This window comes from Thalassovita aquimarina (assembly GCF_018219815.1).
Classification (GTDB): domain Bacteria; phylum Pseudomonadota; class Alphaproteobacteria; order Rhodobacterales; family Rhodobacteraceae; genus Thalassobius; species Thalassobius aquimarinus.
Genome location: NZ_JADMKU010000014.1, coordinates 64,351 through 90,952 on the forward strand (window position 1 = coordinate 64,351; position 26,602 = coordinate 90,952).

Genomic DNA, 26,602 nt, shown 5'->3' on the forward strand with positions numbered 1-26,602 from the left:
AGCCCGTCTCACCCCGCCAGGGCACGGGTGATGATCAGTTTCTGGATGTCGCTGGTGCCTTCGTAGATCTGGCAGACCCGCGCGTCGCGGTAGATCCGTTCCACCGCGAAATCCTGCATGTAACCGTAGCCACCGAAGGTCTGGATCGCATCGGAAATGATCCTTTCGGCCGCTTCGGAGGCAAAGAGCTTCGCCATCGCCGCCTCGGTCAGGCAGGGAATACCCGCATCCTTCATCCGCGCCGCGTTGAGCACCAGTTGCCGCGCTGCTTCCAGCTGGGTGCGCGCATCGGCCAGACGGAACCCGACCGCCTGATGCGCAATCAGCGGCTGGCCGAACGACTGCCGGTCCTTGGCGTATTCGATCGCCATGTCCAGCGCCGCCTGCGCCATGCCGACAGATTGCGACGCGATGCCGATGCGGCCCGTTTCAAGGCTGGACAGCGCGATCCGGTACCCGTCGCCTTCCTCCCCGATCCGCATCGCGGCGGGCACGCGCATGTCCTCGAACCGCAGCGCACAGGTGTCGGAACAACGCTGGCCCAGCTTTTCCTCGACCGAGGCGACGTGGTAGCCGGGGTTGTCCGTGCGCACCAGAAACGCGGTGATACCGCGCTTGCCCTCGCTGCCCTCCATCCGGGCGAACACCACCACCCATTCGCCGATCTTGCCCGACGTGATGAAGGCCTTTTCGCCGTTGATCACGTAATCGTCGCCGTCGCGCCGCGCCCGGGTGCGGATGGCCGACGCATCGGACCCCGCATGCGGTTCGGTCAGGGCGAAGGCGCCGATGAACTTGCCTTCGGTCGCCGGGCGCAGCACCCGGTCCTTCTGTGCGTCGCTGCCATAGCGTTGCAGGATCGCGTTGAAGGGGGCGTTGTGCACGCTCATCACGGTGGAAATCGCACCGTCCCCGGCGGCGATTTCGATCAGCGCCAGCGCATAGGACACGTAATCGGCCCCCACCCCGCCAAGGTCTTCGGGCACCGTCATGCCCAGGAAGCCCAGTTCGCCCATCTGCGCCAGAACCTCCGGCTCGATGGTCTTCGATTTGTCGCGGGCCGCCGCCCCCGACGCCAGCACGTCGCGCGCGAAACTGCGCGCCATATCCTGAATCATCTGCTGATCTTCGGTGATGACGGTCATGACAAAACCTCTCCCTCTGGTGCTGCCCATTTGGCCGGCAAGATGTCAGAGACCCGGCCCGGCGCAAAGGGGTATCGGCGCAAAACCTTGCAGGAGTTTTGCAAAGGTCCGGCCGCTCTGGTGGCAGCCCCACCGGCCCGCGCGATGTTGATGCAAGTCAATGCGCCCCCACTTACCCCAGGTAAACTTTGCCTTACGGTTTCATTTCGAACCGGTGACCGTTTCATGGGAGGAATTACTATGATCAAGTCGATACTAGCCGCAGGCACGGTATTCAGCCTGCTAGCAACCGCGGGACTTGCCGAAGAACGAACCGGCCGGGAAGAATACATGATCGCCTGCGCCGGGTGTCATGGCGAAACCGGCAAGGGCGACGGGCCTGCGTCGGGGCTGATGACGAACAAACCCTATGACCTGACCAAGCTGACGACTGACAAGGGGGACGGAAAGTTTCCGTTTGAATACGTGCTCTGGGTGGTGGATGGCCGCGACATGATCAAGTTCCACGGCGGCGACATGCCGGTTTGGGGGGATCGCTACATGGTTTCGGCGCGCGCGTCGGAGGCCGAAAGCGAACTGCCCGAGTCACGCGAACTCGTGGTGCGGGGCCGCATCCTGTCGCTGACCTACTACCTGGGATCTATCCAGGAGTGATCCTCTCCTGAACCGCTGTCGGGATTTACAAACCTTACCTTCGCAGCCGTGAGGCCTGCGAAAGGGGCGCCCGGGCGGGCGCCCTGTTCCTGTCGGCATCGGCCCGCCGAAACGCCGGGAATCCATCCTGCATTGGACCGGCGCGCCACGGCGATCAGGCGCCGGGCGCTTCAGGCCGTTGCCAGCACGACATTCGAAACATGTGGAAAGCGCATGGCTGTGCCATCATAGCAGTCGCCAAGCCCTGTCAGGAATTCCTCGATGGCGGCGTCGATGCGATCCCCGTCAAGCCCCGACAGCTTGTCGCCCGTATGCATGCCACCCATCGCACCGGCGGCAAAGGCCCTGGCGTCGGGGTGATGCAGGCTCAGGGTCACGCTTTCAACCTCGATATCGGTGAAACCGGCATCTTCGAAAAGGCTGCGCAATTCGTCCCCGTCCGGCAATCCGCAAATCGCGCGAACCGCGGAACCGGCGCCCTCCCCTACATGTTTGTCCAAGGCGCGGGCCTGCGCCCGCAGCATCGGATTGACCGCAAGGCCTTGTTGTACGCAGAACGCCACTCTGCCGCCTTTCTTCATCACCCGGTGCAGTTCGCCAAGTGCGGCCAACCGGTCAGGAAAAAACTGCAGGGCTTGCTGACAATAGGCCAGGTCGAACCTGCCATCTTCGAAAGGAAGCGCGCCCACAGCCGCTTGCAGCCATTCGATGTCATGCGCGTCCGGGCTGCCAAGCCGTCGCGCGACCTTCAGCATGTCGGCGCTGTGATCGACTGCAACCTGGCTGCCAAGGTTCAGGCCCAGTTTCGCAACCTCTCGCGTCACCACGCCTGTGCCGCATGCCAGATCGAGAACATGTTCACCGGCCTGCGGCGCGGATCGGCGTATCAGTTCTCTGGCCCAGTGTTCGAAAATGACGGGGACCAGAACGGATTGATAGCGGTCGGCAAAGGCAACCGGCTTTGCGGTTTTCGGACTCATCGGCTTGCCTCCTGATGCGCGCATTCGCGGATGTGGATTTTCCCGGATCGATCATCGTATGCGCTGATTTCAAGCATATCACGATTGGCCAATCGCGTCAGCCTTGAGCTCCGGACGCAACGGCTGGACTGCCATGCGCCCAAAGAAAACCCCGGCCGAAGCCGGGGTCAGGGGCGCTTGGAAAACGCGAGGGGAAAAACTTACCAGTCGGTCGGCCCGGTATCGGCGAACTGATGAGCCAGGAAATCGATGAAGGCGCGCACCTTGGGCTGGGTGAACCGGCCCGGCGGGTAAACCGCGTAGATGCCCTGGGTTTCCTGCGGCAGATCGGGGATCACGTCCTCGACCAGGCCCTTTTTCATCGCATCGGCATAAAGATAGCTGGGCAGATAGGCGATCCCCAGCCCGGCTACGGCGGCGTTCAGCAGCGACTGGCCGTCGTTCACGCTCAGCCAGCCGGCGGTGCGCACCTGCCGCTTTTCGCCAGAGGGCGCGGTCAACTTCCAGACATTGCCGTTCGACTGGTTGGAATAATGCAAGAGCTTGTGTTCGTTCAGATCGTCGATCTTCTGCGGCCGGCCGTGTTTTTCGAAATAGCCGGGTGACGCGATCATCCGCTTGGTGGTTTCGGTCAGCTTGCGGGCGCGCAGCGTGCTGTCTTCCAGTTCGCCGATGCGGATCGCCATGTCGAAGCCTTCGCTGATCAGTTCCACGTAGCGGTTGTTCAGCACCATGTTGACGGTGATGTCGGGGAAATCGGACAGGAAATCGCCGAGGATCGGGCTCAGGTGATTGACGCCGAAATCGGTGGCGACGCTGATCCGCAGCAGCCCCGAAGGCGCCGATTGCATCGAGGAAACAAGCGCGTCGGCTTCGCCTGCATCGGTCAGCACCCGGCGGGCGCGATCGTAATAAGCCAGGCCGATTTCGGTCGGGCTGACGCGGCGGGTCGTGCGGTTCAGCAAACGGGCACCAAGCCGCGCCTCCAAGCTGGACACATGTTTCGAAACGGCGGATTTCGAAATGCCCATCTTTTTCGCGGCGTCGGTAAAGCCACCTTGATCCACAACCGTGGCAAAAGCTTCCATTTCTGTCAGGCGGTCCATCTGCATACCCTTCGCGTGTTTGCGTCCTTGCAACCCTGTATCGGTTTGAAATCGGGCAGCACTGAGGCAGACGCAGGACAATATCGCGGTAATGTCAGGGATCGTTAATGACGCGGAAACGACGAAACAATGCGTTGACGGATCGGACAGACCGAGGGCGCGCCAAGACGCAATGCGTCAAAGCACCAAGGCGATTACCGTGATCCACAGCGGCAGGGTCGCCGCCGCCAGCAGCGTCGACTGTGCCACCAGCGTCGCCGCCAATTCCCGGTCCGCCCCGAACCCGGCCGCCAGAACATGCGCTGCGGATGCCGTCGGCAGGGCGGCGAACAGCACCAGGGTGCGCGCCACCGCTTCGCTTGGTTGCAGGATCAGGCAGGCCGCCAGTGCGGCGGCGGGCGCGGCGATCAGCTTGGTCGCCACGATGATGGCGCTGAACCGGTCGAGCCGCGCCAAGGCGCCCCAGTTCATCGTCGCCCCCACCGAAATCAGCGCCACCGGGATCGCCGCGCGCGACAGCATTTCCAGCGGTGCCATGACAGGAACCGGAATCGTGATTCCGCTGATCCCCACCAGCACGCCGGAAACCGAGGCGATCAGGAACGGGTTGGTCGCCACTTTCACCACGGTTTGCCGCCAATCACCGCTGCCGCGCGACAACGCGGTCACGGCCAGCAGGTTGGCCATCGGGATCGCCATGCCCACCGCCACCGCCAATTCGCCCACCGGTGCCGGCGACAGCGTTTCCACCGCAACGAAGCCAAGCGCGGTGTTGAACCGCCATGCGGTCTGCCAGGCGCCGGCGAAATCGCGGAACCTGTCGGGGCCGAAACGCCGCGCCAGATATCCCAGCGACAGCGCGAACAGCAGGATCGCCCAGACCGCCGGCCCGATGCTCAGCATGTCGGTCAGCGCGATCGGGCGGCTGGACGCCGCGACGAAGATCAGCGCCGGAAACAGGATTTCGAAATTCAGCCGGTCCAGCCCCTGCCAGGCGTTCGCCGACAACCGGTTACGGATCAGCCCGCCCAGACCCACCATCAGGAAACTGGGCAACAGCCCCAACAAGATAGAGATGAAAACCATGATGCCCCCCGCACGCCCCCGCATCTAAGGGCGCCGGCGCAGCAGGGACAAGCAGAAAGCACCGGGATCAATCCGGTTCAGCCCTTGCGCCGAACAGCTTGTCGAAGGCAGCAGTCCCCGCCGGGTTGAACCGGATCACCCGGCTGCCCTTGTCCCGCCGCGCCCAGCCTTGGGCGATGAAATGGCGCAGCATGGCCTGGCCCAGCCGCCCGGCCAGATGCGATTGACGCGCGCTCCAGTCCAGACATTCACGGCACATCGGCGCCTTGCTGCGGGGCAGCCCGGCCAGGTCGATGCCCAGAGAGCCGACAAACACCTCACCCTCAGAGGTAAGCAGAAGCGTCTCGCCCTGCTGCCGCAAGTACCCGCGTTCCAGCATCGCGGCATACATCCGCACGCCCATTTCGCCGGCAAGGTGGTTGTAGCAGACCCGCGCCCGCCGCATCGCGACATCGCGCGGCCCGGTCCTCGTGCGCAGCTGCCCGGCCCCGGCGGCCAGCCCCATCAGCGCCTCGAGCACCCCGGCGACCTCATCCCCGGCCAGCCGGAAATATTTGTGCCGTCCCGATTTGCGCATGGCAATCAGCCCGCCCTGTTCCAGCTTGGCAAGATGGGCCGAGCCGGTCTGCAGACTGATCCCGGCTTCCTGCGCCAATTCGCTGGCAGTCAGCGCCTTGCCGGTCATCAGCGCGGTTAGGATGTTTGCGCGGGCGGGGTCGCCGATCAGGGCGGCGATGCGGGCGATATCGGGGCCTTCTTTCATAGTTCGATCATGGCCGAAGCATTCCATCCGGGCAAGCCGGTATAGAAACGATGCCAACACAAAGGAAACCAGACATGCTGACCTGCATCATCCGCTATCAGATCGATCCGACCAAGAAGGCGCAGTTCGAAACCTATGCCCGCAACTGGGGTCAGGCGATTCCGCGCAACGGCGCCGAGCTGATCGGTTATTACGCCCCGCAAGAAGGGTCCACCACCCTCGCCTACGGCATCTACAACGTCGCCAGCCTTGCCGATTACGAAGCCTACCGCGCCCGGCTGGCCGCCGATCCGCTGGGACGGGAAAATTACGAATTCGCTCAACGCGAAGGCTTTCTGTTGCGTGAAGACCGCTGCTTTTTCAAACTGGCCTCGGCCCCGCACGGAGAACAGCCATGATCGCGATCGTTTTCGAAGTCCATATCGCCGAGGGGCGCAAGCCCGACTACCTCGATATCGCCGCCGACCTGAAACCGTTGCTGGAACAGGTCGACGGTTTCATTTCGGTCGAACGGTTCCAGAGTCTGACCAACCCCGACAAGATGCTGTCGCTGTCCTTCTTCCGCGACGAAGAGGCGGTGCAGCGATGGCGCAACCTGGCCGAACACAGGGTGGCGCAGGCCAGGGGCCGCGCGGGCATCTTTTCCGATTACCGTCTGAAAGTGGTACAGGTGCTGCGCGATTACGGCATGACCGACCGGGCCGACGCCCCGAAGGACAGCTTAGCGGCGCATGGGGGATGACCCCGCCTGCCTCCACGGCGCGCCAGCGTGCATAACCCGTCAGGAACCGCCCGGCGCGCGCCGGGCGGCAACCCGACCGCGCGGTCGGGTTGCCCTCATCCTCACTAAAGCGCCGCCGCCAGTCGCGTGCCCTGATTGATCGCCCGCTTGGCATCGAGCTCCGCCGCCACATCGGCGCCGCCGATCACGTGGCAGGCGATGCCCTCGGCTTCCAAGGCATCGGCCAGCGACCGCTCGCTGAGCTGCCCGGCGCACAGGACCACGGTGTCGCAGTCGATCACGCGCGGGTTTTCCCGCGCCTCGCCGAAGCTGATATGCAGGCCCGCATCGTCGATCTTTTCGTAATTCACGCCGCCGATCATCTCGACCTGTTTCATCTTCAGCTCGGCGCGGTGAATCCAGCCCGTCGTCTTGCCCAGCCCCTTGCCCAGGGCCTTGGCCTTGCGCTGCATCAGCGTCACCTGCCGGACCGGCGGTTCCGGCTGCGGCCCTTCCGGGGCCAGCCCGCCGCGCACCACCTCGGGGTCGGCAACGCCCCATTCCTTCATCCATTCCGGCAAATCCAGCGTGGAGCTGTCATCAGTGACCAGGTATTCGGCCACGTCGAAGCCGATGCCGCCGGCACCGATGATGGCGACCTTCTGGCCGACCTCGGCCTTGTCGCGCAGCACGTCGATATAGTTCAGCACGTTGTCACGGTCCTGCCCCGGGATACCGGGATCGCGCGGGATCACGCCGGTGGCGATGATCACCTCGTCGAAGCCTTTCAGGTCATCCACCCCGGCCTCGGTACCCAGCTTCACCGTGATCCCGGCCCCCGCCACCATCGTTTCGAACCAGTCGACCAGCCCGTTGAATTCTTCTTTCCCCGGCACCTGACGCGCCATATTCAGCTGCCCGCCGATCCGGCCGGCGCGGTCGAACAGGGTCACCGCATGGCCGCGTTCGGCGGCGGTCAGCGCCGCCGACAACCCGGCCGGTCCTGCGCCGACGATACCGATGCTTTTCGGCCGCTCGGCGGGCACGATGGCCAGTTCGGTTTCATGGCAGGCGCGCGGGTTGACCAGACAGGAGGTCAGCTTGCCGCCGAAGGTGTGATCCAGACAGGCCTGGTTGCAGCCGATACAGGGCGCGATGTGATCGGCCTGCCCGGCCTCGGCCTTGACCACGAAATCGGCATCCGCCAGCAGCGGGCGCGCCATCGACACCATGTCGGCGCAGCCTTCGGCCAGCACGCCCTCGGCCACGTCCGGCATGTTGATCCGGTTCGAGGTCACGACAGGGATACCGACCTTGCCCATCAGTTTCTTCGTCACCCAGGCAAAGGCGCGACGGGGAACGGAAGTGGCGATGGTCGGCACCCGTGCTTCGTGCCAGCCGATGCCGGTGTTGATGATCGTGGCGCCGGCTTTCTCGATCTCCTGCGCCAGTTGCACGACCTCTTCATGGGTCGATCCGTTGGGCACCAAATCGATCATCGACAGCCGGTAGATGATGATGAAATCGGTTCCAACGGCTTCACGCGTGCGGCGCACCACCTCGATCGGCAGCCGCATCCGGTTTTCATAGGACCCGCCCCAGCGGTCCTCCCGCTTGTTGGTGTGGGTGACGAGGAACTGGTTGAGGAAATAGCCCTCCGATCCCATGATCTCGACCCCGTCATACCCGGCCTTGCGGGCCAGCACGGCGGCGTTGACGATATCCCCGATCTGCTTCTCGATCCCGACCTCATCCAGTTCGGTCGGCGGGAAGGGCGAAATCGGCGATTTGATCGCCGAAGGCGCCACGCATTTCGGCCCATAGGCATAGCGGCCCGCATGCAGGATCTGCATCGCGATCTTGCCGCCCGCGTCATGCACCGCGCCGGTGATGACCTTGTGGTTCGCCACGTCCTCGTCGCTGACCATCATCGAGGCGCCGGGCAGAACCGATCCTTCGAGGTTCGGCCCGATACCGCCGGTGACCATCAAGCCGACCCCGCCACGGGCCCGCGCGGCGTAGAATTCGGCGACCCGGTTCCAGTCCTTGGTTTCTTCCAGTCCGGTATGCATCGATCCCATCAGCACGCGGTTCTTCAGCGTGGTGAAGCCCAGGTCGAGCGGGGCCAGTAGGTGCGGATATGTGGTCATGAGGTGCCTCCCTGCATTCGGACCGCATCTGGCCAGAGAGCGATGGACTTGTCATCCCAAACGCAGCGTAAAGGCCAGTATCCGGCAAAACTGGGACACGAGATCAGCTCCCCGGCTGGATCGCCCGCCCGGCTTCAGGCCGGGCAGCCCCCGACCGCCGCCATGGGCGGGGGCTTCACCCCCACCCGCGCCGGGATCTGCCCTCCGCGTGGATATGAAAGGTCACTCAAATTTTCCGGCGGCGCCATTGCGAAAGAACTCAACACCGGCGCGCCGGGCGCCGGGCGCCGCATCAGCTTTCGTCGACGTCGTTTTCCACGATCAGCGGCGTCTCGAAATAGTCGAAACGCGGCGCGCTGCCATAGGTTTCCTCGGCCATCCTGCACCAGTCGGCATCATGCGCGGCCTTCGCCGCCGCCACCGACGGCCAAAGGTAGATCCCGCCACCGCGATTACCGGCGGGATCATACAGATAGGTCTTGCGGATCAGGTCCGCGTTGGCGCGCCAGCGCGGGAGGGTGGCTTCGTATCTGGCCAGAACCTCTTCGCGGCTCATGCCCTCGGGCAGGTCGAATGTCACGATCTCTGTAATCATATAATAAGGTTAACAGAAATCCGCGCTCAGGTCGCGGATTTCATGTTCACCCGTTTCGACAACTCTTCAAGGCTTTCCACCCGTTCCGAATAACGGTCGGTCAGATACCCCGACTGGCTGCGGGTCAGAAGGGTGAATTTCACCAGCTCCTCCATCACGTCCACCACGCGGTTGTAGAACGGTCCGGGCAGCATCCGGCCCTCTTCGTCGAATTCGTGGAATGCCTTGGGCACCGAGGATTGGTTCGGAATGGTGATCAGCCGCATCCAGCGACCGAGGATACGCAGCTGGTTGACCACGTTGAAGCTCTGCGATCCGCCGCAGACCTGCATCACCGCCAGTGTCTTGCCCTGCGTCGGACGGATGCCGCCGATCGGGGCCAGTGGAAGCCAGTCGATCTGCGTTTTCATGATGCCGGTCATCGCGCCGTGACGTTCGGGCGAACACCACACCATGCCTTCGGACCACATCACCATGTCGCGCAATTCCTGCACCTTGGGGTGTTCCGCCGTCGCATCGTCGGTCAGCGGCAGGCCGGAGGGGTTGAAGATCTTCGTCTCGCAACCGAACCGTTCCAGGATTCGCGCCGCTTCCTCGACCATCAGGCGGGAATAGGACCGGTCGCGCAGCGATCCGTAAAGCAGCAGGATACGCGGCTTGTGCGTGGCGCGTTCGGCCGGGAACAGGCTCTCTTCGTCAATCGGGTGGAAGCTTTGCTCTTCGATATTCGGCGTATCAGTCAACGCGGTCTCCATTTTCATTCAGAATTATCTGGCCGTCTTCCTTGCAAAGCGGACCGCCGGGCCAGTTTTCCAGTAGGTCCAGCACCGTTTCGGACGGGCGGCACAGCTTGACGCCCTTGGGTGTGCAGACGATGGGCCGGTTCACCAGAACCGGATGTTCCAGCATCTTTTCCAGCAACACCTCGTCGGGCACCGACGGGTCCAGCAGGCCCAGTTCCTCGGCGGGCGACTTGGTGGTCCGCAGCGCCTTGCGCGGGGTCAGGTCGGCGGCGGCGAACAGCGCCAACAGTTGCGGTCGGGTCCAGCCGGTTTCCAGATACTCGATCACCGTCGGCTCATAGCCCGCCTTGCGGATGATATTGAGCACGTTGCGCGAGGTGCCACAGTCAGGGTTGTGATGAATGACGACGCTCATGCGGCTTTCCTTCCGGTAACGGGATCGCGGTCGGGTACGAACAGGACGGCACCGACGGCCAGCCCGATCAGCGCCCCGACGATCTGCGCCGCGATGAACCCGGGAACATGACCCGGATAGATCCCCGCGAAGGTATCGGTAAAAGCGCGTCCGATGGTGACGGCGGGGTTGGCGAAGGACGTCGAAGCGGTGAACCAATAGGCCGCGGTGATGTACAGCCCTACCAGCCACGCGACCGCTTCGACCTTGTAGCGCACACCGCCCAGGATGGTCAGCAGCAGCCCGAACGTAGCCACCCCTTCGGAAAACCATTGCGCCCCGCCGCTGCGCAGATGGGTGGAATATTGCAGCACCGACTGGTCGAACATGACATGGGCGATAATGCTGCCCAGGATCGCGCCGATCGATTGCAGCATCACGTAAGGCAGGAATTCCACCCATTTCAGAACGCCCTTCATCCCCATGACCAGAGATACGGCGGGATTGAAATGCGCTCCGGATACCGGTCCCAGAATGGTGATCAGCACGACAAGGATCGCACCGGTCGGGATGGTGTTGCCCAAGAGCGCAAGCGCCACGTCGTCGGTCAGGGTTTCGGCCATGATGCCGGACCCGACCACTGTGCAAACCAGAATACAGGTGCCAAGCGCCTCGGCCAGCAGGCGACGCGCCAGATCGTGTTTCACGCCGCGCCCTCCGATTCCGCCCCGATCTTGGCCAGCGCGACCTTCTGTTCGGCCAGGTTCATCCGGCCCAGCGGCAAGGCGAGGAAGGCCTCGACCCGCTGTCTCATCCGGCCATAGGCCACGCGGAACGCTTCGCGGTTTTCCGCCTCCGTCTCACCGGCGCCTGCCGGGTCGGGGATGCCCCAATGGGCGCCAACCGGCGCGCCGGGCCAGTAGGGGCAGGTTTCCCCGGCGGCACTGCTGCAGACGGTGATGACGTAATCCATCACCGGCGCATCGGCACCGGAAAATTCATCCCAGCTTTTCGACCTGACATAGCTGGTGTCATATCCCAGCCCATTCAGCAGATCGATGGCGAAGGGGTTGGGCGTGCCGGTGGGCTGAGACCCCGCCGAATAGGCCCTGAACCGGCCCTTTCCCAACTCGTTCACCAACACTTCGCCCAGAACCGAGCGGGCGGAATTCCCCGTGCACAGAAACAGCACGTCTTTGATATCTGTCATCGCTTTCCCTCAGCAATCGCAGGCAATGGCATCCAGAACCGGACGGCACAGATCGGGTTCGCCGCCGCAACAGTCCTCCATCAGGAACGTCAGCATCGCGCGCAGCCCGTCCATGTCGACGAAATATCGGATCGAGCGTCCTTCGCGGGCATTGCGCACCAATCCGGCCTGAAACAGCACCGACAGGTTGGCCGACATGGTGTTCTGCTTCACGCCCAGAGCGTCCGAGATTTCGCCTGCCGCCATGCCCTTGGTTCCGGCCTTGACCAGAAGGCGAAAGGCATCCAGCCGGCTGGCCTGCGACAGGGCGGCAAAGGCAGCGAGTGTTTTTGTCTTATCCATATTTCACGATATATCGATGCAACTGCCGCCAAGCAAGCGATCTGCCCCGAGCAACCCGTGAATTTTTTATGACAGTATACGGCGCACGCACTTGACCCAACGCAAGGCGCGGCGCCCGCCCGGCCCTGTTGAATGGGGCATGGATTTCGCTTCTCGCCTAATGGTGCTTTTGCGGATGCACCTCGCACGGTCCGGCCAGGGTGTTCCGCGGCGGTTCGCCCGCGGCCCCTTTGCCGCCCTGTTCCTACTGTCGGCGGGCCTGAGCCTGACGGCGACGGCGGCACGCGCCGACATCCCGATGTTCCTCGTCATCTCTATGCTGAAGTTCAATGCCTTTCCGATCCTTGTCATCGTCATCCTGATCGAGGCCATCGCGCTGCAACGGATTTATGCATTCGGCGCGAAGGTATCGGTGATGACCTCGATCCTCGCCAACGGTTTCAGCCTGATACTGGGCATCATCCTCTACCCGGTACTGGGCGGATTGCTTTATCCATTCGTGGCGCCTTTGGTGCTGGCAACGAACGGCGGCAGCGCCGCGATCGAACTGATCGTCACGCTGATCGGGGTTTCCATCGTGGACACGGTGATCGAACTGCCGTTCATCGCGCGTCTCCGCAAGGTCCGGATCACCTTGCGGGCGGCGGCGGTCTTCCTGGCCGCGAATGTGCTGGGCATGGTCGTGATGGCGGCGGCGATAATCGACTATGACGACCTGTTCGACCAACCGATCCCGTCACAGGACATCGCGCGGCTGGAAAGCCACTATGCCGCCGAGATCGCCTTCATGCAGCAGATATTCGACGAAGTCGCAACAGACTTTGCCGATGATCCCCAGCTTCGCGGCCCTGATTGGGAAACCTTGAAGGCACGGATCACGCAGGACGCCGCGCAATACCGCTTCCGGCGACTGGCCGTGATCAAGGTCTATTCCCATTCGATCGTCTTCGGCTATGGCGGCGAAGATGGCCTGCACAGCACCGCCGCAAGGCGAGGCGAAGGCCGCTACCGGCGCGACAATATCGAGGTCTGGAAAACCATGTCCCAGGACGGCGTCTGGTACTATGTCTATGACATCAGGGCGTCATGGCAGCCCCGCTCCCTTATGGTCAGGGCGTGGTTCGATCCCGTTTGACGCCACCATACCCGACTGTTCCGGACGGGATGCCCGACAAAAACGCTACATCGTTTCCAGGCAATGCCGCCGGAACGCGCGTTTCAGCATGTCCAGCTCTTCGCGCAGCAGCGTGATCTCGGCGCGGATATCGTCGGCCAGCGCTTCGCCCGCGAGGATCGAAAAGCTGTCCAGCGTTTCGCCGCTGTCGGCATCACGGATCAGAAAACTCTGCACCCCGTCCGACAACAGCGCGGCCGGGATCGGCACCCGCAGCAGCCAGCGCCCCGGCGCGTCGCCCTCGACCAGTTCCACCCCCTGCAGCTTCTTTTCCAGATGGGTCACTTCGATCTGCGGCGGGGTACGGGACTTGGCGCCGCTGCTCAGCACGCCTTCCCAAACCCCTTCGAACAAGCGCGTCTTGGTCAGTGTCAGTTCGCTCATCGCGTCGCTCCTTACAGCTCGGCCCGGGGGCGGCGGCTGAATGTCAGGTCCCGCAGGATGACCTGGTTCATCTCGGGACCTTCGAAAATGAGGTCGAGCCAGGCCCGTTCCACCCGCTTTTCGTTCATCTTGGTATAGGCAAGGTCGAATTCGACCATGATGTCCTCTTCGTGCAGCGGCAGTTCGCGCACGATCTGTTCGGTATTGGGGCCGTGGCGGATGTTCAGCCGCGCGAAGATCTCCAGCGGCTTTTCCATTTCCACGATCGTGTCCATCCTGAGAAGATGCCGCCGCTTCAATCCATGTACCGCTTCCGGCGGCAGGTCGATCACGACGGACAGGAATGATCCGTCGAACTTGAACACGTCCATCCGCAGCCCGAACGGCGCCAGGTCGGCTTCGCGCGTGTTGCGCAGCTGGCGCAGGGTCAGTTCGGAAAAGGCGCAGTCATGAAACAGCGTCACCTCGTCGCCGAGCCGGCTTTTGCTCTGCACCGTGGACATGCCCGATACCGGAAGCGGCCCGCGCCACAGCTGCGGCCGCCACGCCCAGTCCGCCCCCTGCGGTTTTCGGAAACTGGTCGATCCGATCACCGGCAACGCCAGTCGGCTGTCGGCCACGTGGATCAGTTCGTTGAGGTGAAATCGCAGGTCCCGCGCCACGCTCCGCTGTCGCCGCAGGACCGGCAGGTCGGTGTCCTTCGCGTCACGCGCGGCCTTCGCCCAGCGGCGCAGAACACGCTTGGCGACAAGTTCCCTGAGGAATCTGAGGCTGCTCAAGCCTGCCATGTTTCCGGCCTCATTCTGACTGCTCTCGCTCTGTTCTACCGATTAGGGATCAACTAAACAAATCCGCAAAGATTTTTTTCATGCCCCGGCGCTTGCGCCCTCCCGGGGCGGTGCCGGCTTCCGCGCCATTCCATGTGCCGGGCCGGGTCCCCGGCCGGATCGGCGCCAGCGTATCGGCTGCGATGTCCGGCCCTGAAATGACCGCCGCGCCGGTCTTGGCGGCAGCATCGCCGGCGGCGGCCGGGCCGGCCGCCAGCACCGGATCGGTCCCGGCCAGCGGCCCGTAGGCATGCGGCATTTGCGGGCTTTCCTCGCGCAGCCGCTCGGCCTGCCAGTTCAGCATGGTCAGCCCCTTTTCCGCGGTCACCGCGCTGCCTCTGGGGCCATACAGCGCCAGCCCCACCATCTTGCCGTTCAGCACCATCATCGCCCGCCAGTGGCGCGGGTCGTCCTGCGGGGTCAGCCCTTCGGACGCCATCACCTGCACGATGGTCAAACCGTCGCCATGCACCCGGCGCAGTACCGTGCGGTCGCCCAGCGCGGCGGCGATTTCCTCGGCGTCGGGTTCCGGCGCCTCCGACTGGCGCGGCACCGCCGTGACGGTCAGCACCAGGGGTTCAACATCATAGCCGCTGACATAGCCGGTGAGCGTTTCGCAGCTGGCCAGCAGGGCAAAACCACCGGTCGCCCGGATGCGCAGGGTTTCCTTCTCGATGCAATATCCCTGTGGCGGCACCACCACCACGTCCCCCCCGGCCAGTTCGGCACGGTGCAAACCCAGGTCCGGTTCTTCTTCCGCGTTATCCGGCAAACCGGCAATCGACAGACACCCCGACAGCGACAACAGCGAAACACCCAGAGCGATCACACGCAATGCGGATTTGGCCGTGCCATCGATCATGTATCCTGCCATCCCCCGATGCCATGACTGTCGCGGGCCGGTTCGCCGGACACCGCCGCATGGTTTTCCTTCGGGATAGCCAAGGCACCGCAACCGCACAAGTCCGTTTGTCGCATCGCGCCCCTGTTCCGGCGCGCCATTCCCCCCTATGATCGCGGCAAGAGCAATTCATTTGACGCCGCCGCCGGGACCACAGGCATGCACCCAGACTATTCCGCCCACGGGGCTTTCGTCAGCCCGGCCCGGCCCCGGGCCGAGCCATGGCGGCTCGTCGTCGGCCTCATCATGGCGGCCGTGATCTATATCGGTCTGGTTCTGGCCATCGATGCGATCGCCTTGGCGACACTGAGCGACGATGGCTATTTCCGGTTCAGAACCATGACCGAAGACGGCAACAGCCCGGCGGGAACGCTTTACCTGCTGGGCAGCTTCGCGTTCCTGTCCGTCGCGATCTCCGCCGTGGCGCACCGGTTGCACAAACGTTCGCCGCTGACATTGCTGGGGCCACCCGGGCTGGCGCTGCGGCAGGGATGGCTGGTATTGAGGATGCTGGCGCTGGTGTTGCTGGCGATCTGGATGCTGCCGCCCGCCGGATGGCCCACCGGGCTTGTCCCGCAACATACTCTTGGCACTTGGGTGCTGCTGCTGCCACTGGCCCTGCCCGTGCTGCTGCTTCAGACCAGCGCCGAAGAGCTGGTGTTCCGCGGCTATGTCCAGCAACAGCTCGCCGCGCGGTTCGGCTCACCGTGGATCTGGATGCTGGTCCCCGCATTGCTGTTCGGCCTGCTGCATTACCGGCCCGATGCCGGGCCCAATGCCTGGCTCTTCATCGGCTGGGCGGCGGCGTTTTCGCTGGCCGCCTCGGACCTGACCGCGCGGGCGGGCACGCTGGGCCCGGCTATCGCGCTGCATGTCTCTGTGAACGCATGGGCGATCCTGGTGTTTTCTCAGGATGACACCCTGTCGGGACTGTCGCTTTATCATCTGCCGATCGATCTGGCCGATCCGGAAACGGTGAAACCGCTGCTGCTGACCGATCTTGGCGTTCTCTTTGTCAGCTGGCTGGCCGCGCGGCTGGCGCTGCGGCGTTAGGGGACCGCATGCAATCCTATCGTCCCCATTCCGCCTATATCGCCACCGCGCGGCTGACGCCCGAACTCTATCGGCTGATCTTCGGCGTGATCGCGATCGAAATGCTCTATGGGCTGGGGCTGGATGTGGTGGGCGCGGTGCTCGCTTCGCTCCCGCCCGAATTCGCCGACTCCTATTATTACGGGACGACCGCCGCCGGTCTGCTGGCACAGCTGTTCAGCTTCGCGCTGCTTGGCGGGTCGGTGATGCTGGTCGCCCGGCGCCTGAATTTCCGGCCTCCGATGAGCCTGATCGGACCGGCCGGGCCCGCGCGTGAGGGCTTCGTGCTGGCGCTGTTCGCGGGGCTTGGCGTCTTTCTGCTGATCGAAATCCTGCCGCCATACTGGTCCACCCTCGGGGCTGAAACGCTCGGGATCGGGCGCTGGCTGCTACTTCTGCCGCTGGCCATCGCAGGACTGACGGTGCAGACAGCCGCCGAAGAACTGCTGTATCGCGGCTATATCCAGCAACAGCTGGCGGCGCGGTTCGCTTCGCCCTGGGTCTGGATGATCGTGCCCAATCTGCTGTTCGCCGCCGCCCATTGGGAAAGCGGCAGCGATCCGGTCGACGCGATGGAATACGTGATCTGGGCGTTCTTCTTCGGCGTGATCGCTTCCGACCTGACCGCGCGAAGCGGAACGCTTGGCGCGGCGATCGGGTTCCATCTGGCCAACAACATCTATGCCTTCCTGTTCTTCGCCGAACGCGGTGCACCGGATTCGGGGCTGGCGCTGCTCCTGTTCCCGCCCAGCCCCGACCTGTTGCCGCCCTCGGCCGGGGCCGAGCCATTCCCCTCGCTTGGCCTTGCCATCGAACTGGGAACATTGCTGGTGATGTGGCTTGCGGCGCGTCTGGCGTTAAGGCGCTGATTGCATTTCCGCCGCAGCAGGCTTATCTGACACCTCTAAACGAGGCCAACGGGGTCAAACCGCTCATGAACTGGATCACCAACTACGTCCGCCCGCGGATCAACTCGATCTTCTCGCGCCGCGAGGTGCCGGAAAACCTGTGGACCAAATGCGACGAATGCGGAACCATGCTGTTCCACCGCGAACTGAGCGAAAACCTGCATGTCTGCACCGGTTGCGGCCACCACATGGCGATCACCCCGCGCGACCGCTTCAAAGGCCTTTTCGACGGCGGCATCTTCACCGAGATCGAGGTTCCCGAACCGATCGCCGACCCGCTGCATTTCCGCGATCAGAAGAAATATCCCGACCGCATGAAGGCCGCGCAGAAGCAGACCGGCGAAAAGGAAGCGATGCTGGTCGCCATGGGCGAAATCGGCCGCACCCCGATCGTTGCCGCGGCGCAGGATTTTTCCTTCATGGCCGGATCGATGGGCATGTATGTCGGCAACGCAATCATCGCGGCGGCCGAAAAGGCGGTCGAACTGAAGCGCCCGCTGATTCTGTTTTCCGCCGCCGGCGGCGCCCGCATGCAGGAAGGCATCCTGTCGCTGATGCAGATGCCGCGCACCACCGTTGCCGTGCAGATGCTGAAGGAAGCGGGCCTGCCCTATATCGTGGTGCTGACCCATCCGACCACCGGCGGCGTCACCGCCTCCTACGCGATGCTGGGCGACGTTCAGATCGCCGAACCGAATGCGCTGATCTGTTTCGCTGGTCCCCGCGTGATCGAACAGACGATCCGCGAAAAGCTGCCCGAAGGTTTCCAGCGCGCCGAATACCTGCTGGATCACGGCATGCTGGACCGGGTCACCAAGCGGACCGAGATGCGTGACGAACTGATCACCATCACCCGGATGCTGATGGGCCTGCCGCCCGCGATCAAGGGCGACCTGCCCGCGCCCGACGGCGAAACGCCGGACACGGCGCAGGCCGCGGCCGGGGACGACGCCGGGAAATGAGCGGTGGATCCGACGCCATCCTCGACCGGATGATGGCGCTGCACCCCAAGATCATCGACCTGACGCTGGACCGGATGTGGCGGCTTCTGGATGCGCTCGGCAATCCGCAGGACCGTTTGCCGCCGGTCATCCATATCGCCGGTACCAACGGCAAGGGATCGACCCAGGCGATGATCCGCGCCGGGCTGGAAGCGGCGGGCAAACGCGTGCACGCCTATACCTCGCCGCACTTGGCGCGGTTCCACGAACGCATCCGGCTGGCCGGTGAGTTGATTTCCGAATCCGACCTGATGGCGGTGCTGGACGAATGCTATGCCGCCAATGACGGCGCCGACATCACGTATTTCGAAATCACCACCTGCGCGGCCCTGCTGGCCATGTCGCGGGTGGAGGCCGATTACACGCTGCTGGAAGTCGGCCTTGGCGGGCGTCTCGACGCCACCAACGTGATCGAAAATCCGGCGCTGACCATCATCACGCCCGTTTCCATCGATCACGAACAGTTCCTCGGCGACACGCTTGGAAAAATCGCGGGCGAAAAGGCCGGGATCATCAAGCGCGGCGTGCCCTGCGTCGTCGGCCCGCAACCAGACGAGGCGATGGATGTGATCGAGGCGCAGGCAAACCGGCTCGGCGCGCCGCTGATCGCGCACGGCCAGCACTGGCACGCCTATGAAGAACGCGGACGGCTGGTGTTCCAGGATGAAACCGGGCTTGTCGACCTGCCGCTGCCCAATCTGCCCGGCGCACACCAGATCCAGAACGCGGGCGCCGCCTTGGCCGCGCTGCGCCACCTGCAGATGGGCGAAGCCGCCTGCGAGGCCGCCGTCAGCAACGCCTTCTGGCCCGCGCGGATGCAGCGACTGAAGGAAGGCCCGCTGATCGAGGCCGCGCCCGAGGCCGAACTGTGGCTTGAGGGCGGCCACAACGCCGCCGCCGGCCAGGCGCTGGCGGCGCATCTGGCCACTTTGCCGGAACGGCCGACCCACCTTGTCTGCGGCATGCTGAACACCAAGGACATTTCCGGCTACCTCACCCCGATGGCGCCGCATGTGAAAAGCCTGACCGCCGTGTCGATCCCCGGCGAGGCCAACACCCTGCCCGCCGAGGAAACCGCCGGGCACGCAACCCGCGCCGGGATCCAGGCCGGGACCGCCGGATCGGTGGCCGAGGCCGTCGCCACCATCGCCGCAACCGCCCCGCATGCCCGCATCCTGATCTGCGGATCGCTCTACCTTGCGGGCGCAGTGTTGCGTGAAAACGGCTGAAAGTCGGCAGCCTATACTAAATATCATCGCCGAATCGGGGAAATCGAATCAGCGGCAGTTGACTGATTCGCACTGATTCGCCTAGATTCGAATCACGGAATTCGAGGGCGTGGGGCATCGCCTTTTCCGTTTCCGCCTATTTCGGAACGGAACATCGACAGGTTGACAGGCAGGACAAGGGAAGAGGGGCCGATCCAACGGCCCCCTTTCTTTTTGACAGCAGCTTTCTTGCGAAACCGAACCGGCGCATCACGACGAGTTTACGGACACCACGCTTTTCATCGCCCCCGCCTGCGATAAGATCGGCTGCAAAAGACGACCTTCCGACAAGACAAATGATAGCTCAGGAGATTTCACATGGCCTACACATATGACCGCCTGCTTGAAGGCACCACGATCGACGATGCCGACAAACGTGTTCGCGCGGCTCTGATGGAGAAGGGTTTTGGCGTTCTGACCGAAATCGATGTCCAGGCCACGATGAAGAAGAAGATCGACCGCGACATGGACGGCTACCGCATTCTCGGCGCCTGCAATCCAAACATGGCGTGGGAAGCCATCGGGCTCGAAGCCCGGATCGGCGCGATGCTGCCCTGCAATGTCATCCTGCGCGAAGTCGAGGGCGGAACCGAGGTCAGCGCGGTCGATCCCGTCGCGTCGATGGCGGCGGTGGACAACGCGGAGCTTCACAAAGTCGCTGGTCAGGTGCAGGAGATGCTGAAAAGCGCGGTCGACGCGGCCTGATCCGCTTAGGACGAAACAGGCGCGCGGCGGATCAGCCGGCCCAGTCCTCGGACTGCATTTCGCGCAGCCGGCTGGCGGTGCGCTCGAACTCGAACACGCCCTCGCCCTCGATATAGAGGCTTTCGGGTTCGTCCGCGGCCGAACAGATCAGCCGCACCTTCGCTTCGTAAAGCGCATCGATCAGGGTGACGAAGCGCTTGGCTTCGTTGAAATTGCTGCGCCCGAGGCGCGGGATGTCTTCGAGGATCAGGACCTTGACCGCTTCGGCCAGCGCCAGGTAATCGCCCGCGCCCAGCATCCGGCCGCAGAGGTCATAGAAATTTGCCCGCGCCACGCCGTTGCGGAACTGGGGTACTTCCACCTCGCGGCCCTTGACCTTGAGCACCAGCTTTTCGGCCTCGCCGCCGCTGAGATGTTCCCAGACTTCGCGAATCTTCTGCCGGCTGTCGGCATTGATCGGGGTGAAGTAGACCGGCGCGCCGCTGAGCCGGTTCTGCCGGTAATCGTTCGGGCTGATCAGTTCCCACACCACCATCTTTTGCTTCAGCATGTCGATGAAGGGCAGGAAAAGCTGACGGTTCAGCCCATCCTTATAGAGGTCGTCGGGCACCCGGTTCGAGGTGGTCACCACCACGACGCCGGCCTTGAACAGAATCTCGAACAACCGGCCGACGATCATCGCGTCGGTGATATCGGTGATCTGCATCTCGTCGAAGGCCAGCACCTTGACCTCTTTCGCGACCTTTTCCGCCACCGGGGCCAGCGAATCCTCGACCCCGCCTTGCCGCGCCTCGTGAATCCCGTCCTGGATTTCCTGCATGAAGGCGTGGAAATGCACCCGGCGCACCGGCACGCTCAGGCTTTCGACGAACAGGTCCATCAGCATCGACTTGCCGCGCCCGACCCCACCCCAGAGATAGAGCCCCTTTGGCGGTTCCGGCGCCTTGCGGAACAGCCCCTTCTTCACCGGCTTGGCCAGCGCCTCGCGGATGCGGTCAAGCTCGGGCAGCACCGCTTCCTGCGCCGGGTCGTGGTGAAGCTCGCCCAAGGCGGTGCGGGCCGCGTATGTGTCCTGAATCCGGGTCATGGGATCGACATAGCTAAAGCATGGGCCAAGCGAAAGGGGCGATGTTCACAACGGCATACTGTCACGGGTCGTGAAGTGTATCGACACAAAGTCTGAATTGACCACCTGTTCATTTCCACCCATTTTGCACCGCGAACAGGAGGCCCCGATGCAACAGCGCACACCCCTTATGAACCCGGTCCTGATCGTGGGCTGCATCATCATCCTGACCGGATTCGCCATCCGCGCCAGTTTCGGCGTATTCCAGATCCCGATCGCCGAGGAATTCGGCTGGCTGCGTTCGAAATTCAGCCTGGCCATCGCGATCCAGAACCTCGCCTGGGGCATCGGCCAGCCGATCTTCGGCGCCATCGCCGAGAAACTGGGCGACAAGCGGGCGATCGTGCTCGGGGCGCTGACCTATGCCCTGGGTCTGGTCCTGTCGTCCTGGTCGACCACGCCCTTGGCGCATCAGGTCTACGAGGTCTTCGTCGGCTTCGGCATCGCCGGCACCGGGTTCGGGGTAATCCTGGCCGTGGTGGGCCGCGCGTCCTCGGACGAAAACCGGTCGATGTCGCTGGCCATCGCCACCGCCGCCGGGTCCGCCGGTCAGGTGTTCGGCGCGCCGCTGGCGGAATACCTGCTGCGCTTCATGTCCTGGCAAAGTGTGTTCCTCACCTTCGCCGCCTCGATCCTGCTGGTGCTGGTCTTCCTGCCGCTGATGCGAGCGCCAACCCCGGTCGCCAGCAAAGTCGAATTGCAGGAAAGCATGGGAGCGATCCTGCTGAAAGCGTTCAGGGATCCGTCCTATGCGATGATCTTCCTCGGGTTCTTTTCCTGCGGCTATCAGCTGGCCTTCGTCACCGCCCATTTCCCGGCCTTCGTGACCGAAATGTGCGGCCCGATCCTGCCCGGAGGTGTGCTGCATTCGGTCGGCATCACCACGACTTCGGCGCTTGGCGCGGTGGCGATTTCGCTGATCGGGCTGGCCAATATCGGCGGCACGCTGTTCGCCGGCTGGCTGGGCAACCGCTTTTCCAAGAAATACCTTCTGGCGGGGATCTACACCCTGCGCACCTTCGTCGCCGCCGCCTTCATCCTGGTGCCGATGACGCCCGCGACGGTGATCCTGTTCTCGGTCTCGATGGGGGCGCTGTGGCTGGCCACGGTGCCGCTGACATCCGGGTTGATCGCGCATCTTTACGGGCTGCGCTACATGGGGACGCTTTACGGCATCGTGTTCTTCAGCCACCAGTTGGGCAGCTTCATGGGCGTTTGGCTGGGCGGGCGGATGTATGACCTTTACGGATCCTATGAGGCGGTCTGGTGGATCGGTGTCGGAGTGGGGGCGTTTTCTGCGCTGATCCACCTGCCGGTGCGGGAAAAGCGGGTGGAAATCCTGACCTGATCGCGGGCCTGATGGAGCGCATTAAAGGACCGCACCCTCCCTCGGGTGGGCGCACCCAAGCTTCTTTGTTGGCAGTTTATCTTGAAGCCCCGCATGAACCCTGAACGGTATGCGACATCGCAAGTGCGCCCTCCCAAGGGGGGGGAGGGCGCGTCCCGGCGGCGCAGAGCGCCGCTGTTCGGGCCAATCGCAGGGCCAGCCTAGCTTTCCGACAGAAACGCCCGCATCGCCGCTATCACCTCGCCGGTATGGGTGTAGGTCACGCCATGCCCCGCCCCCGCGACCACCACATGTTGCGCCCCCGGGTTCCAGCGCTCCAGCGCCGACTTGGCGCGGATCGGGATCACCGTGTCCCCGGCGCCCCAGATCGCCAGCACCGGCAGGCCCGCCGCCGCGACGGCGCGGTGGTCATCCTCCTGCACCTGTCCCAGCATATGGCGGAGCGACGACAGCACCGCCGGGATGAAGCCGCGCCAGCGCAGTTCGGCCTGCTGCAGATCGACGATACCGGGCACCGATGTCGGCAGGTCGCGTTCCGCCTCAGTTCCCTTGCGATGGGCGCGCGGGAAACTGACCTGCATCAGCCAGTCGCCCAGCACGGGCACTGCCCGCACCAGCCGCGCCATACGCCCCAGCAACGGTTCGGTCCCCGCCGGGGCCAGCAGGATCAACCGCCTAACCCGGCCGGGATTAGCGGCGGCAAAGGCCGCAGAAATCGCACCCCCCATCGAATAGCCGACCAAGGTGAATCCGTCCGCGACGCCCTGATCTTTCAGCAGGTCCTCAAGCTGACGCAGGAAAAACGCCCGGTCCTGCGCGCCCCCGGGCCGGTCGGAAAACCCGCGCCCGTAAAGATCATAGCTCAGCACCCGGTATCCCTGCTGCACCAGCCCCTCGGCGACGCCCTGCCAGACGAAAGACGGCGTGGTCAGGCCATGCACCAGAACCACGACCGACCCGTTCTCGGGCCCCTGCCAGCGGTAGTGGGTAACGCCCTGCGACAGCGCAGCGAAATCGCCCGGCGCCGACTGCCGCGCCGCCGCGCCCATGCGCAGGCGCAGCGCCTCACGCAGGAAGGGCGCCACCAGGACGCCCGCGGCAAGCGTGAGACCCCAGTTCACTGCGCCGCCTGCCAGCGATCGAAGATATAGCGTCCGGTCATCAGGTCCAGATGCGCGCCGCCGCCGTTCTTGAACAGGGTGATGTCGTCATCGGACCGCCGCGCGAAGGCACCCAGATCGTAATAGTCGGCCACGAGGTGATCCCGGGTGATCGCGCCGGTTCGCAGCGGAATCTCGATTTCGCCGATATGGCCGATCGTGGTGCCAAAATTGTCGACGAAGACCCGCGCCCGCTGCAACGCTTCGTCATCGGCTTCGCGCATGTCGGGGCGGTAGGCGCCGATCAGGTCGACATGTTGCCCCGGCTGCAGCCATGCGCCCTTCAACACCGGTTCCGTGCTCATCGTGGCGCTGGTGACGATGTCGGCGCCGCGCACCGCCGTTTCGAGGTCATAAGCAACCCGCATGCCGGGGAATTCCGCCGCCATCTTCTCAGCATTCTCGATCGTACGGTTCCAGACGGTGAATTCGGCCTCGGGAAAGGCCGCGCCATAGGCCTGCCGCAGCGACCGGCTCACCGTGCCCGCGCCGACGATCAGGATCTTGCGGCTGTCGGGCCGCGCCAGCCGGGTCGCCGCCAGCAGGCTGTCGCCGGCGGTTTTCCACTTGGTCACCAAATGGAAATCGACCATCGCTTCCAGCATCCCGTCGCGGTCGCCGTAAAGCGCCATGCCGCCATTGACCACCGGTTTGTCCTGCTTCGGATTACCGGGGAAGATCGTCGCCGATTTCACCGCCAATCCCAACCCGTCGATCCAGGCCGCCCGGTTCAGCAGCGTGTCATCGCCGCGATACAGGAAACTGTCCGCGACCTCAGCCTTGGGCAATTTATGCCCCTCCGCCAGCGCCTCGATGAATCCGATCCAGTCGAGCAGATTTTCGCCTTCTTCGAATGGGATAATGGGAATGCTCATGCCGCTTCCTCCTCGTTCAGAATTCCATGTTCGACCAGGCAGTCGGCCCAGCCCTGCGGGTGTTCGAACAGATGCACGCGCCAACCGCGTTGCCGCGCCGCTTCGATATTTTCCGCCTTGTCGTCGGTGAAAAGCAATTCCCCGGGCGCAAAGCCGCTGCCCTGTTCCAGCGCGGCGTAGATGCCCGGACCGGGCTTGATTGCCTTCAGATGCGCCGACACGTAACGCTGATCGAACAGGTCGAGGAACGGGTAATGCGCCCGCGCGATCTCGAACGTCTCCGCGCCGAAATTGCTGAGCGCCAGAACCAGCACGCCCTTGGCCTTCAATGCCATGAGCAGCCGCACCGAGTGCGGAATCTCGGGACTGGCCATTTCGATCCAGCGATCGGCCCAGAGTGCGATCTCGTTGCCGAATTCGGGGTGCCTGCACGCCGCTTCCGCAAAGGTTTCATGCAGTCGCTCACCCGCGTCGACCCGCAGGTTCAGCCCGTGCAGATCGACCGCATCGAACAACGCCTTGCGCCGCTCCGGCCCGATCACGCCGTCATAAAATCCTTCGGGGTCGTATTCGATCAACACCCGGCCGATATCGAACACCACCGCCTTGGGCATCACCGCGTTCCCTTCGCCTTGCGCAACACCCGTTCCAAGGCATCGAGGAACCGCGACCGGTCCGCCTTGGAAAAGGCCCTGCCGCCGCCCTGCCGGAACGGATCCGACGCTCGCAGATCGGTCATCAGGTCACGGGTGGCCAAAGCGTTGCTGACATTGGCCTCGGTCAACGCTTCGCCGTTCGGTTTCAGCACCTGCGCCCCTGCCGCCACGCATTTCGCCGCCAAGGGAATGTCCCCCGTCACCACAACGTCGCCCGGCCCGGCGCGTTCGGCGATCCACATGTCGGCCACGTCCGGACCTTCGGGAACGATCACCGTTTCGACCAGAGGATTGACCGACGGGCGCAGCCCGCCATTGCTGACCAGATACATCGACACCCGATGCCGGGTCGCCACCCGTTCGGCCTCGGCCTTCACCGGGCAGGCGTCGGCGTCGATGTAAAGCGCGGTCATTCGTACAGCGCCTCGGCGTGGAACGAAACGTGGTCCTCGATGAAGCTGGAGACGAAGAAATAGCTGTGATCGTATCCTTTCTGCAGCCGCAGCGTCGCCGGAACGCGGCGCGTGTTCACCGCCTCGGCAAAGGCTTCGGGCATCAGAAGATCGACGAACTGGTCGGTGCTGCCGGTATCGACCAGCAGCGGGATATCCAGCCCCTTCTCGCGCATCAGCAGCGTTGCGTCATGCACCGCCCAGGTGCTTTCGTCATCGCCCAGGTAAGCCCCCAGCTGCTTGCGGCCCCAGTCGCTCGCCGTCGGGTGGCAGATCGGCGAAAAGGCCGAAACGGAGCGGAACCGGCCCGGCAGCGACATCGCCAGCGTCAGCGCGCCATGCCCGCCCATCGAATGGCCGGTGATCGACTGGCGATCCTCGTCGATGTTGAAATCGCCGGTGATCAGCCGCGGCAATTCATCGGCGACGTAATCCCACATTCGGAAATGCGGCGCCCAGGGATCCTGCGTGGCGTTGACGTAGAACCCCGCGCCCTGGCCCAGGTCGTAAGCCTCGTCGTCGGCCACGCCTTCGCCGCGCGGCGACGTATCGGGAAAGACCAAAGCGATCCCCTGCTCGGCCGCCCAGGCCTGCGCACCGGCCTTGACCATGGCGTTTTCATGGGTGCAGGTCAGCCCCGACAGGTACCACAGCACCGGCACCGGATGATCCTCGGCCTCCTCGGGCAGGAACAGCCCGAAGGTCATGTCGCAGCCGGTGGCCTTCGAGGGATGTCTGTAAACCCCCTGCACGCCGCCGAAACACCTGTTTTCAGAAATGGTTTCCATCACGCTCTCCCATCCGGTTTGCCTCATGGCTAACCCAGCACCGGGAGC

Annotated in this window: 31 protein-coding genes; 10 read left to right on the forward strand and 21 right to left on the reverse strand. The window is 63.9% G+C overall.

Annotated features, from left to right (window positions below):
* Positions 1–8: 8 nt before the first annotated feature.
* Positions 9–1,145, reverse strand: a complete 1,137-nt coding sequence (locus tag IT775_RS14825; protein WP_212701897.1) for an acyl-CoA dehydrogenase family protein — start codon at positions 1,143–1,145, stop codon at positions 9–11.
* A 240-nt stretch (positions 1,146–1,385) separates the two neighbouring features.
* Here IT775_RS14825 and IT775_RS14830 point away from each other — a divergent pair, with 240 nt between their 5' ends.
* On the forward strand, positions 1,386–1,799 hold the full coding sequence (locus IT775_RS14830) for a c-type cytochrome (protein ID WP_246525616.1): 414 nt from the start codon (positions 1,386–1,388) through the stop codon (positions 1,797–1,799).
* 170 nt (positions 1,800–1,969) lie between these two features.
* Here the strand turns inward: IT775_RS14830 and IT775_RS14835 are convergent, their stop codons facing one another.
* The 4 genes from IT775_RS14835 to IT775_RS14850 form a co-directional block, all read right to left on the reverse strand.
* Entirely contained in the window at positions 1,970–2,779 is an 810-nt protein-coding gene (locus tag IT775_RS14835; protein WP_212701899.1) for a class I SAM-dependent methyltransferase, read from the reverse strand.
* A gap of 200 nt (positions 2,780–2,979) precedes the next feature.
* Positions 2,980–3,885, reverse strand: a complete 906-nt coding sequence (locus IT775_RS14840; RefSeq protein WP_212701900.1) for a LysR family transcriptional regulator — start codon at positions 3,883–3,885, stop codon at positions 2,980–2,982.
* A gap of 177 nt (positions 3,886–4,062) precedes the next feature.
* Positions 4,063–4,971 carry an AEC family transporter gene (locus IT775_RS14845; protein WP_212701901.1) on the reverse strand — a complete coding sequence of 303 codons (909 nt, stop codon included), beginning with the start codon at positions 4,969–4,971 and terminating at the stop codon, positions 4,063–4,065.
* A 67-nt stretch (positions 4,972–5,038) separates the two neighbouring features.
* Complete coding sequence (locus IT775_RS14850; RefSeq protein WP_212701902.1) at positions 5,039–5,734, reverse strand: ArsR/SmtB family transcription factor; 696 nt, start codon at positions 5,732–5,734, stop codon at positions 5,039–5,041.
* Positions 5,735–5,808: 74 nt separating this feature from the next.
* Here IT775_RS14850 and IT775_RS14855 point away from each other — a divergent pair, with 74 nt between their 5' ends.
* On the forward strand, positions 5,809–6,132 hold the full coding sequence (locus tag IT775_RS14855) for an NIPSNAP family protein (RefSeq protein WP_212701903.1): 324 nt from the start codon (positions 5,809–5,811) through the stop codon (positions 6,130–6,132).
* Positions 6,129–6,476: an antibiotic biosynthesis monooxygenase family protein gene (locus tag IT775_RS14860; RefSeq protein ID WP_212701904.1), complete on the forward strand. Its 348-nt coding sequence runs from the start codon at positions 6,129–6,131 to the stop codon at positions 6,474–6,476. Before IT775_RS14855 ends, IT775_RS14860 begins: the two co-directional genes overlap by 4 nt.
* 104 nt (positions 6,477–6,580) lie before the next feature.
* Here the strand turns inward: IT775_RS14860 and IT775_RS14865 are convergent, their stop codons facing one another.
* The 7 genes from IT775_RS14865 to IT775_RS14895 form a co-directional block, all read right to left on the reverse strand.
* Complete coding sequence (locus IT775_RS14865) at positions 6,581–8,605, reverse strand: NADPH-dependent 2,4-dienoyl-CoA reductase (RefSeq protein ID WP_212701905.1); 2,025 nt, start codon at positions 8,603–8,605, stop codon at positions 6,581–6,583.
* Positions 8,606–8,897: 292 nt separating this feature from the next.
* Positions 8,898–9,200 (reverse strand): monooxygenase, encoded by a 303-nt coding sequence (locus tag IT775_RS14870; protein WP_212701906.1) that lies wholly within the window; start codon positions 9,198–9,200, stop codon positions 8,898–8,900.
* A 26-nt stretch (positions 9,201–9,226) separates the two neighbouring features.
* Entirely contained in the window at positions 9,227–9,961 is a 735-nt protein-coding gene (arsH, locus tag IT775_RS14875) for an arsenical resistance protein ArsH (protein ID WP_444814658.1), read from the reverse strand.
* Positions 9,936–10,358: an arsenate reductase (glutaredoxin) gene (gene arsC, locus IT775_RS14880; protein WP_212701907.1), complete on the reverse strand. Its 423-nt coding sequence runs from the start codon at positions 10,356–10,358 to the stop codon at positions 9,936–9,938. Before arsC ends, arsH begins: the two co-directional genes overlap by 26 nt.
* Positions 10,355–11,044: an aquaporin gene (locus IT775_RS14885; protein ID WP_212701908.1), complete on the reverse strand. Its 690-nt coding sequence runs from the start codon at positions 11,042–11,044 to the stop codon at positions 10,355–10,357. Before IT775_RS14885 ends, arsC begins: the two co-directional genes overlap by 4 nt.
* Positions 11,041–11,547: an arsenate reductase ArsC gene (locus IT775_RS14890; protein WP_212701909.1), complete on the reverse strand. Its 507-nt coding sequence runs from the start codon at positions 11,545–11,547 to the stop codon at positions 11,041–11,043. The genes IT775_RS14885 and IT775_RS14890 overlap by 4 nt, the downstream gene beginning before the upstream one ends.
* A 9-nt stretch (positions 11,548–11,556) precedes the next feature.
* Positions 11,557–11,889, reverse strand: a complete 333-nt coding sequence (locus IT775_RS14895; protein ID WP_212701910.1) for an ArsR/SmtB family transcription factor — start codon at positions 11,887–11,889, stop codon at positions 11,557–11,559.
* A gap of 139 nt (positions 11,890–12,028) precedes the next feature.
* On the opposite strand from IT775_RS14895, the gene IT775_RS14900 reads away from it, so the two are divergent.
* Positions 12,029–13,024, forward strand: a complete 996-nt coding sequence (locus IT775_RS14900) for a hypothetical protein (protein ID WP_212701911.1) — start codon at positions 12,029–12,031, stop codon at positions 13,022–13,024.
* Positions 13,025–13,069: 45 nt separating this feature from the next.
* Here the strand turns inward: IT775_RS14900 and IT775_RS14905 are convergent, their stop codons facing one another.
* From IT775_RS14905 to IT775_RS14915, 3 genes are read right to left on the reverse strand one after another with little or no spacing between them, the layout of a single operon-like run.
* Positions 13,070–13,447, reverse strand: a complete 378-nt coding sequence (locus IT775_RS14905) for a hypothetical protein (RefSeq protein ID WP_212701912.1) — start codon at positions 13,445–13,447, stop codon at positions 13,070–13,072.
* Between the two features lie 11 nt (positions 13,448–13,458).
* Complete coding sequence (locus IT775_RS14910; RefSeq protein ID WP_425519555.1) at positions 13,459–14,226, reverse strand: DUF6478 family protein; 768 nt, start codon at positions 14,224–14,226, stop codon at positions 13,459–13,461.
* Between the two features lie 58 nt (positions 14,227–14,284).
* The gene (locus IT775_RS14915) at positions 14,285–15,136 is read right to left on the reverse strand and encodes a hypothetical protein (RefSeq protein WP_212701914.1); all 852 of its coding nucleotides are present in this window, start codon (positions 15,134–15,136) and stop codon (positions 14,285–14,287) included.
* A gap of 198 nt (positions 15,137–15,334) precedes the next feature.
* Between IT775_RS14915 and IT775_RS14920 the strand changes: the two genes are divergently transcribed.
* The 5 genes from IT775_RS14920 to IT775_RS14940 all read left to right on the forward strand — a co-directional run bounded on the left by IT775_RS14920 (position 15,335) and on the right by IT775_RS14940 (position 20,149).
* Entirely contained in the window at positions 15,335–16,228 is an 894-nt protein-coding gene (locus IT775_RS14920; RefSeq protein ID WP_212701915.1) for a CPBP family intramembrane glutamic endopeptidase, read from the forward strand.
* An 8-nt stretch (positions 16,229–16,236) separates the two neighbouring features.
* The gene (locus IT775_RS14925) at positions 16,237–17,136 is read left to right on the forward strand and encodes a CPBP family intramembrane glutamic endopeptidase (protein ID WP_212701916.1); all 900 of its coding nucleotides are present in this window, start codon (positions 16,237–16,239) and stop codon (positions 17,134–17,136) included.
* Positions 17,137–17,201: 65 nt separating this feature from the next.
* On the forward strand, positions 17,202–18,137 hold the full coding sequence (gene accD / locus IT775_RS14930; protein ID WP_212701917.1) for an acetyl-CoA carboxylase, carboxyltransferase subunit beta: 936 nt from the start codon (positions 17,202–17,204) through the stop codon (positions 18,135–18,137).
* Complete coding sequence (locus IT775_RS14935) at positions 18,134–19,405, forward strand: bifunctional folylpolyglutamate synthase/dihydrofolate synthase (protein ID WP_212701918.1); 1,272 nt, start codon at positions 18,134–18,136, stop codon at positions 19,403–19,405. The genes accD and IT775_RS14935 overlap by 4 nt, the downstream gene beginning before the upstream one ends.
* Before the next feature lie 357 nt (positions 19,406–19,762).
* Positions 19,763–20,149: a DUF302 domain-containing protein gene (locus tag IT775_RS14940; RefSeq protein WP_212701919.1), complete on the forward strand. Its 387-nt coding sequence runs from the start codon at positions 19,763–19,765 to the stop codon at positions 20,147–20,149.
* Positions 20,150–20,180: 31 nt separating this feature from the next.
* Here the strand turns inward: IT775_RS14940 and zapE are convergent, their stop codons facing one another.
* Positions 20,181–21,236, reverse strand: coding sequence for a cell division protein ZapE (gene zapE, locus IT775_RS14945; protein WP_212701920.1), 1,056 nt, complete (start codon positions 21,234–21,236; stop codon positions 20,181–20,183).
* A 148-nt stretch (positions 21,237–21,384) separates the two neighbouring features.
* On the opposite strand from zapE, the gene IT775_RS14950 reads away from it, so the two are divergent.
* Positions 21,385–22,623, forward strand: a complete 1,239-nt coding sequence (locus IT775_RS14950; protein ID WP_212701921.1) for an MFS transporter — start codon at positions 21,385–21,387, stop codon at positions 22,621–22,623.
* 200 nt (positions 22,624–22,823) lie between these two features.
* On the opposite strand, the gene IT775_RS14955 is transcribed toward IT775_RS14950, so the two are convergent.
* From IT775_RS14955 to fghA, 5 genes are read right to left on the reverse strand one after another with little or no spacing between them, the layout of a single operon-like run.
* Positions 22,824–23,744, reverse strand: a complete 921-nt coding sequence (locus tag IT775_RS14955; RefSeq protein ID WP_343231149.1) for an alpha/beta fold hydrolase — start codon at positions 23,742–23,744, stop codon at positions 22,824–22,826.
* Positions 23,741–24,658 (reverse strand): ornithine cyclodeaminase family protein, encoded by a 918-nt coding sequence (locus tag IT775_RS14960; protein WP_212701922.1) that lies wholly within the window; start codon positions 24,656–24,658, stop codon positions 23,741–23,743. Before IT775_RS14960 ends, IT775_RS14955 begins: the two co-directional genes overlap by 4 nt.
* Entirely contained in the window at positions 24,655–25,272 is a 618-nt protein-coding gene (locus IT775_RS14965) for an HAD family hydrolase (protein WP_212701923.1), read from the reverse strand. Before IT775_RS14965 ends, IT775_RS14960 begins: the two co-directional genes overlap by 4 nt.
* Positions 25,272–25,727 (reverse strand): YaiI/YqxD family protein, encoded by a 456-nt coding sequence (locus tag IT775_RS14970; protein ID WP_212701924.1) that lies wholly within the window; start codon positions 25,725–25,727, stop codon positions 25,272–25,274. Before IT775_RS14970 ends, IT775_RS14965 begins: the two co-directional genes overlap by 1 nt.
* Positions 25,724–26,554 carry an S-formylglutathione hydrolase gene (gene fghA / locus IT775_RS14975; RefSeq protein ID WP_212701925.1) on the reverse strand — a complete coding sequence of 277 codons (831 nt, stop codon included), beginning with the start codon at positions 26,552–26,554 and terminating at the stop codon, positions 25,724–25,726. Before fghA ends, IT775_RS14970 begins: the two co-directional genes overlap by 4 nt.
* Between the last annotated feature and the right edge of the window lie 48 nt (positions 26,555–26,602).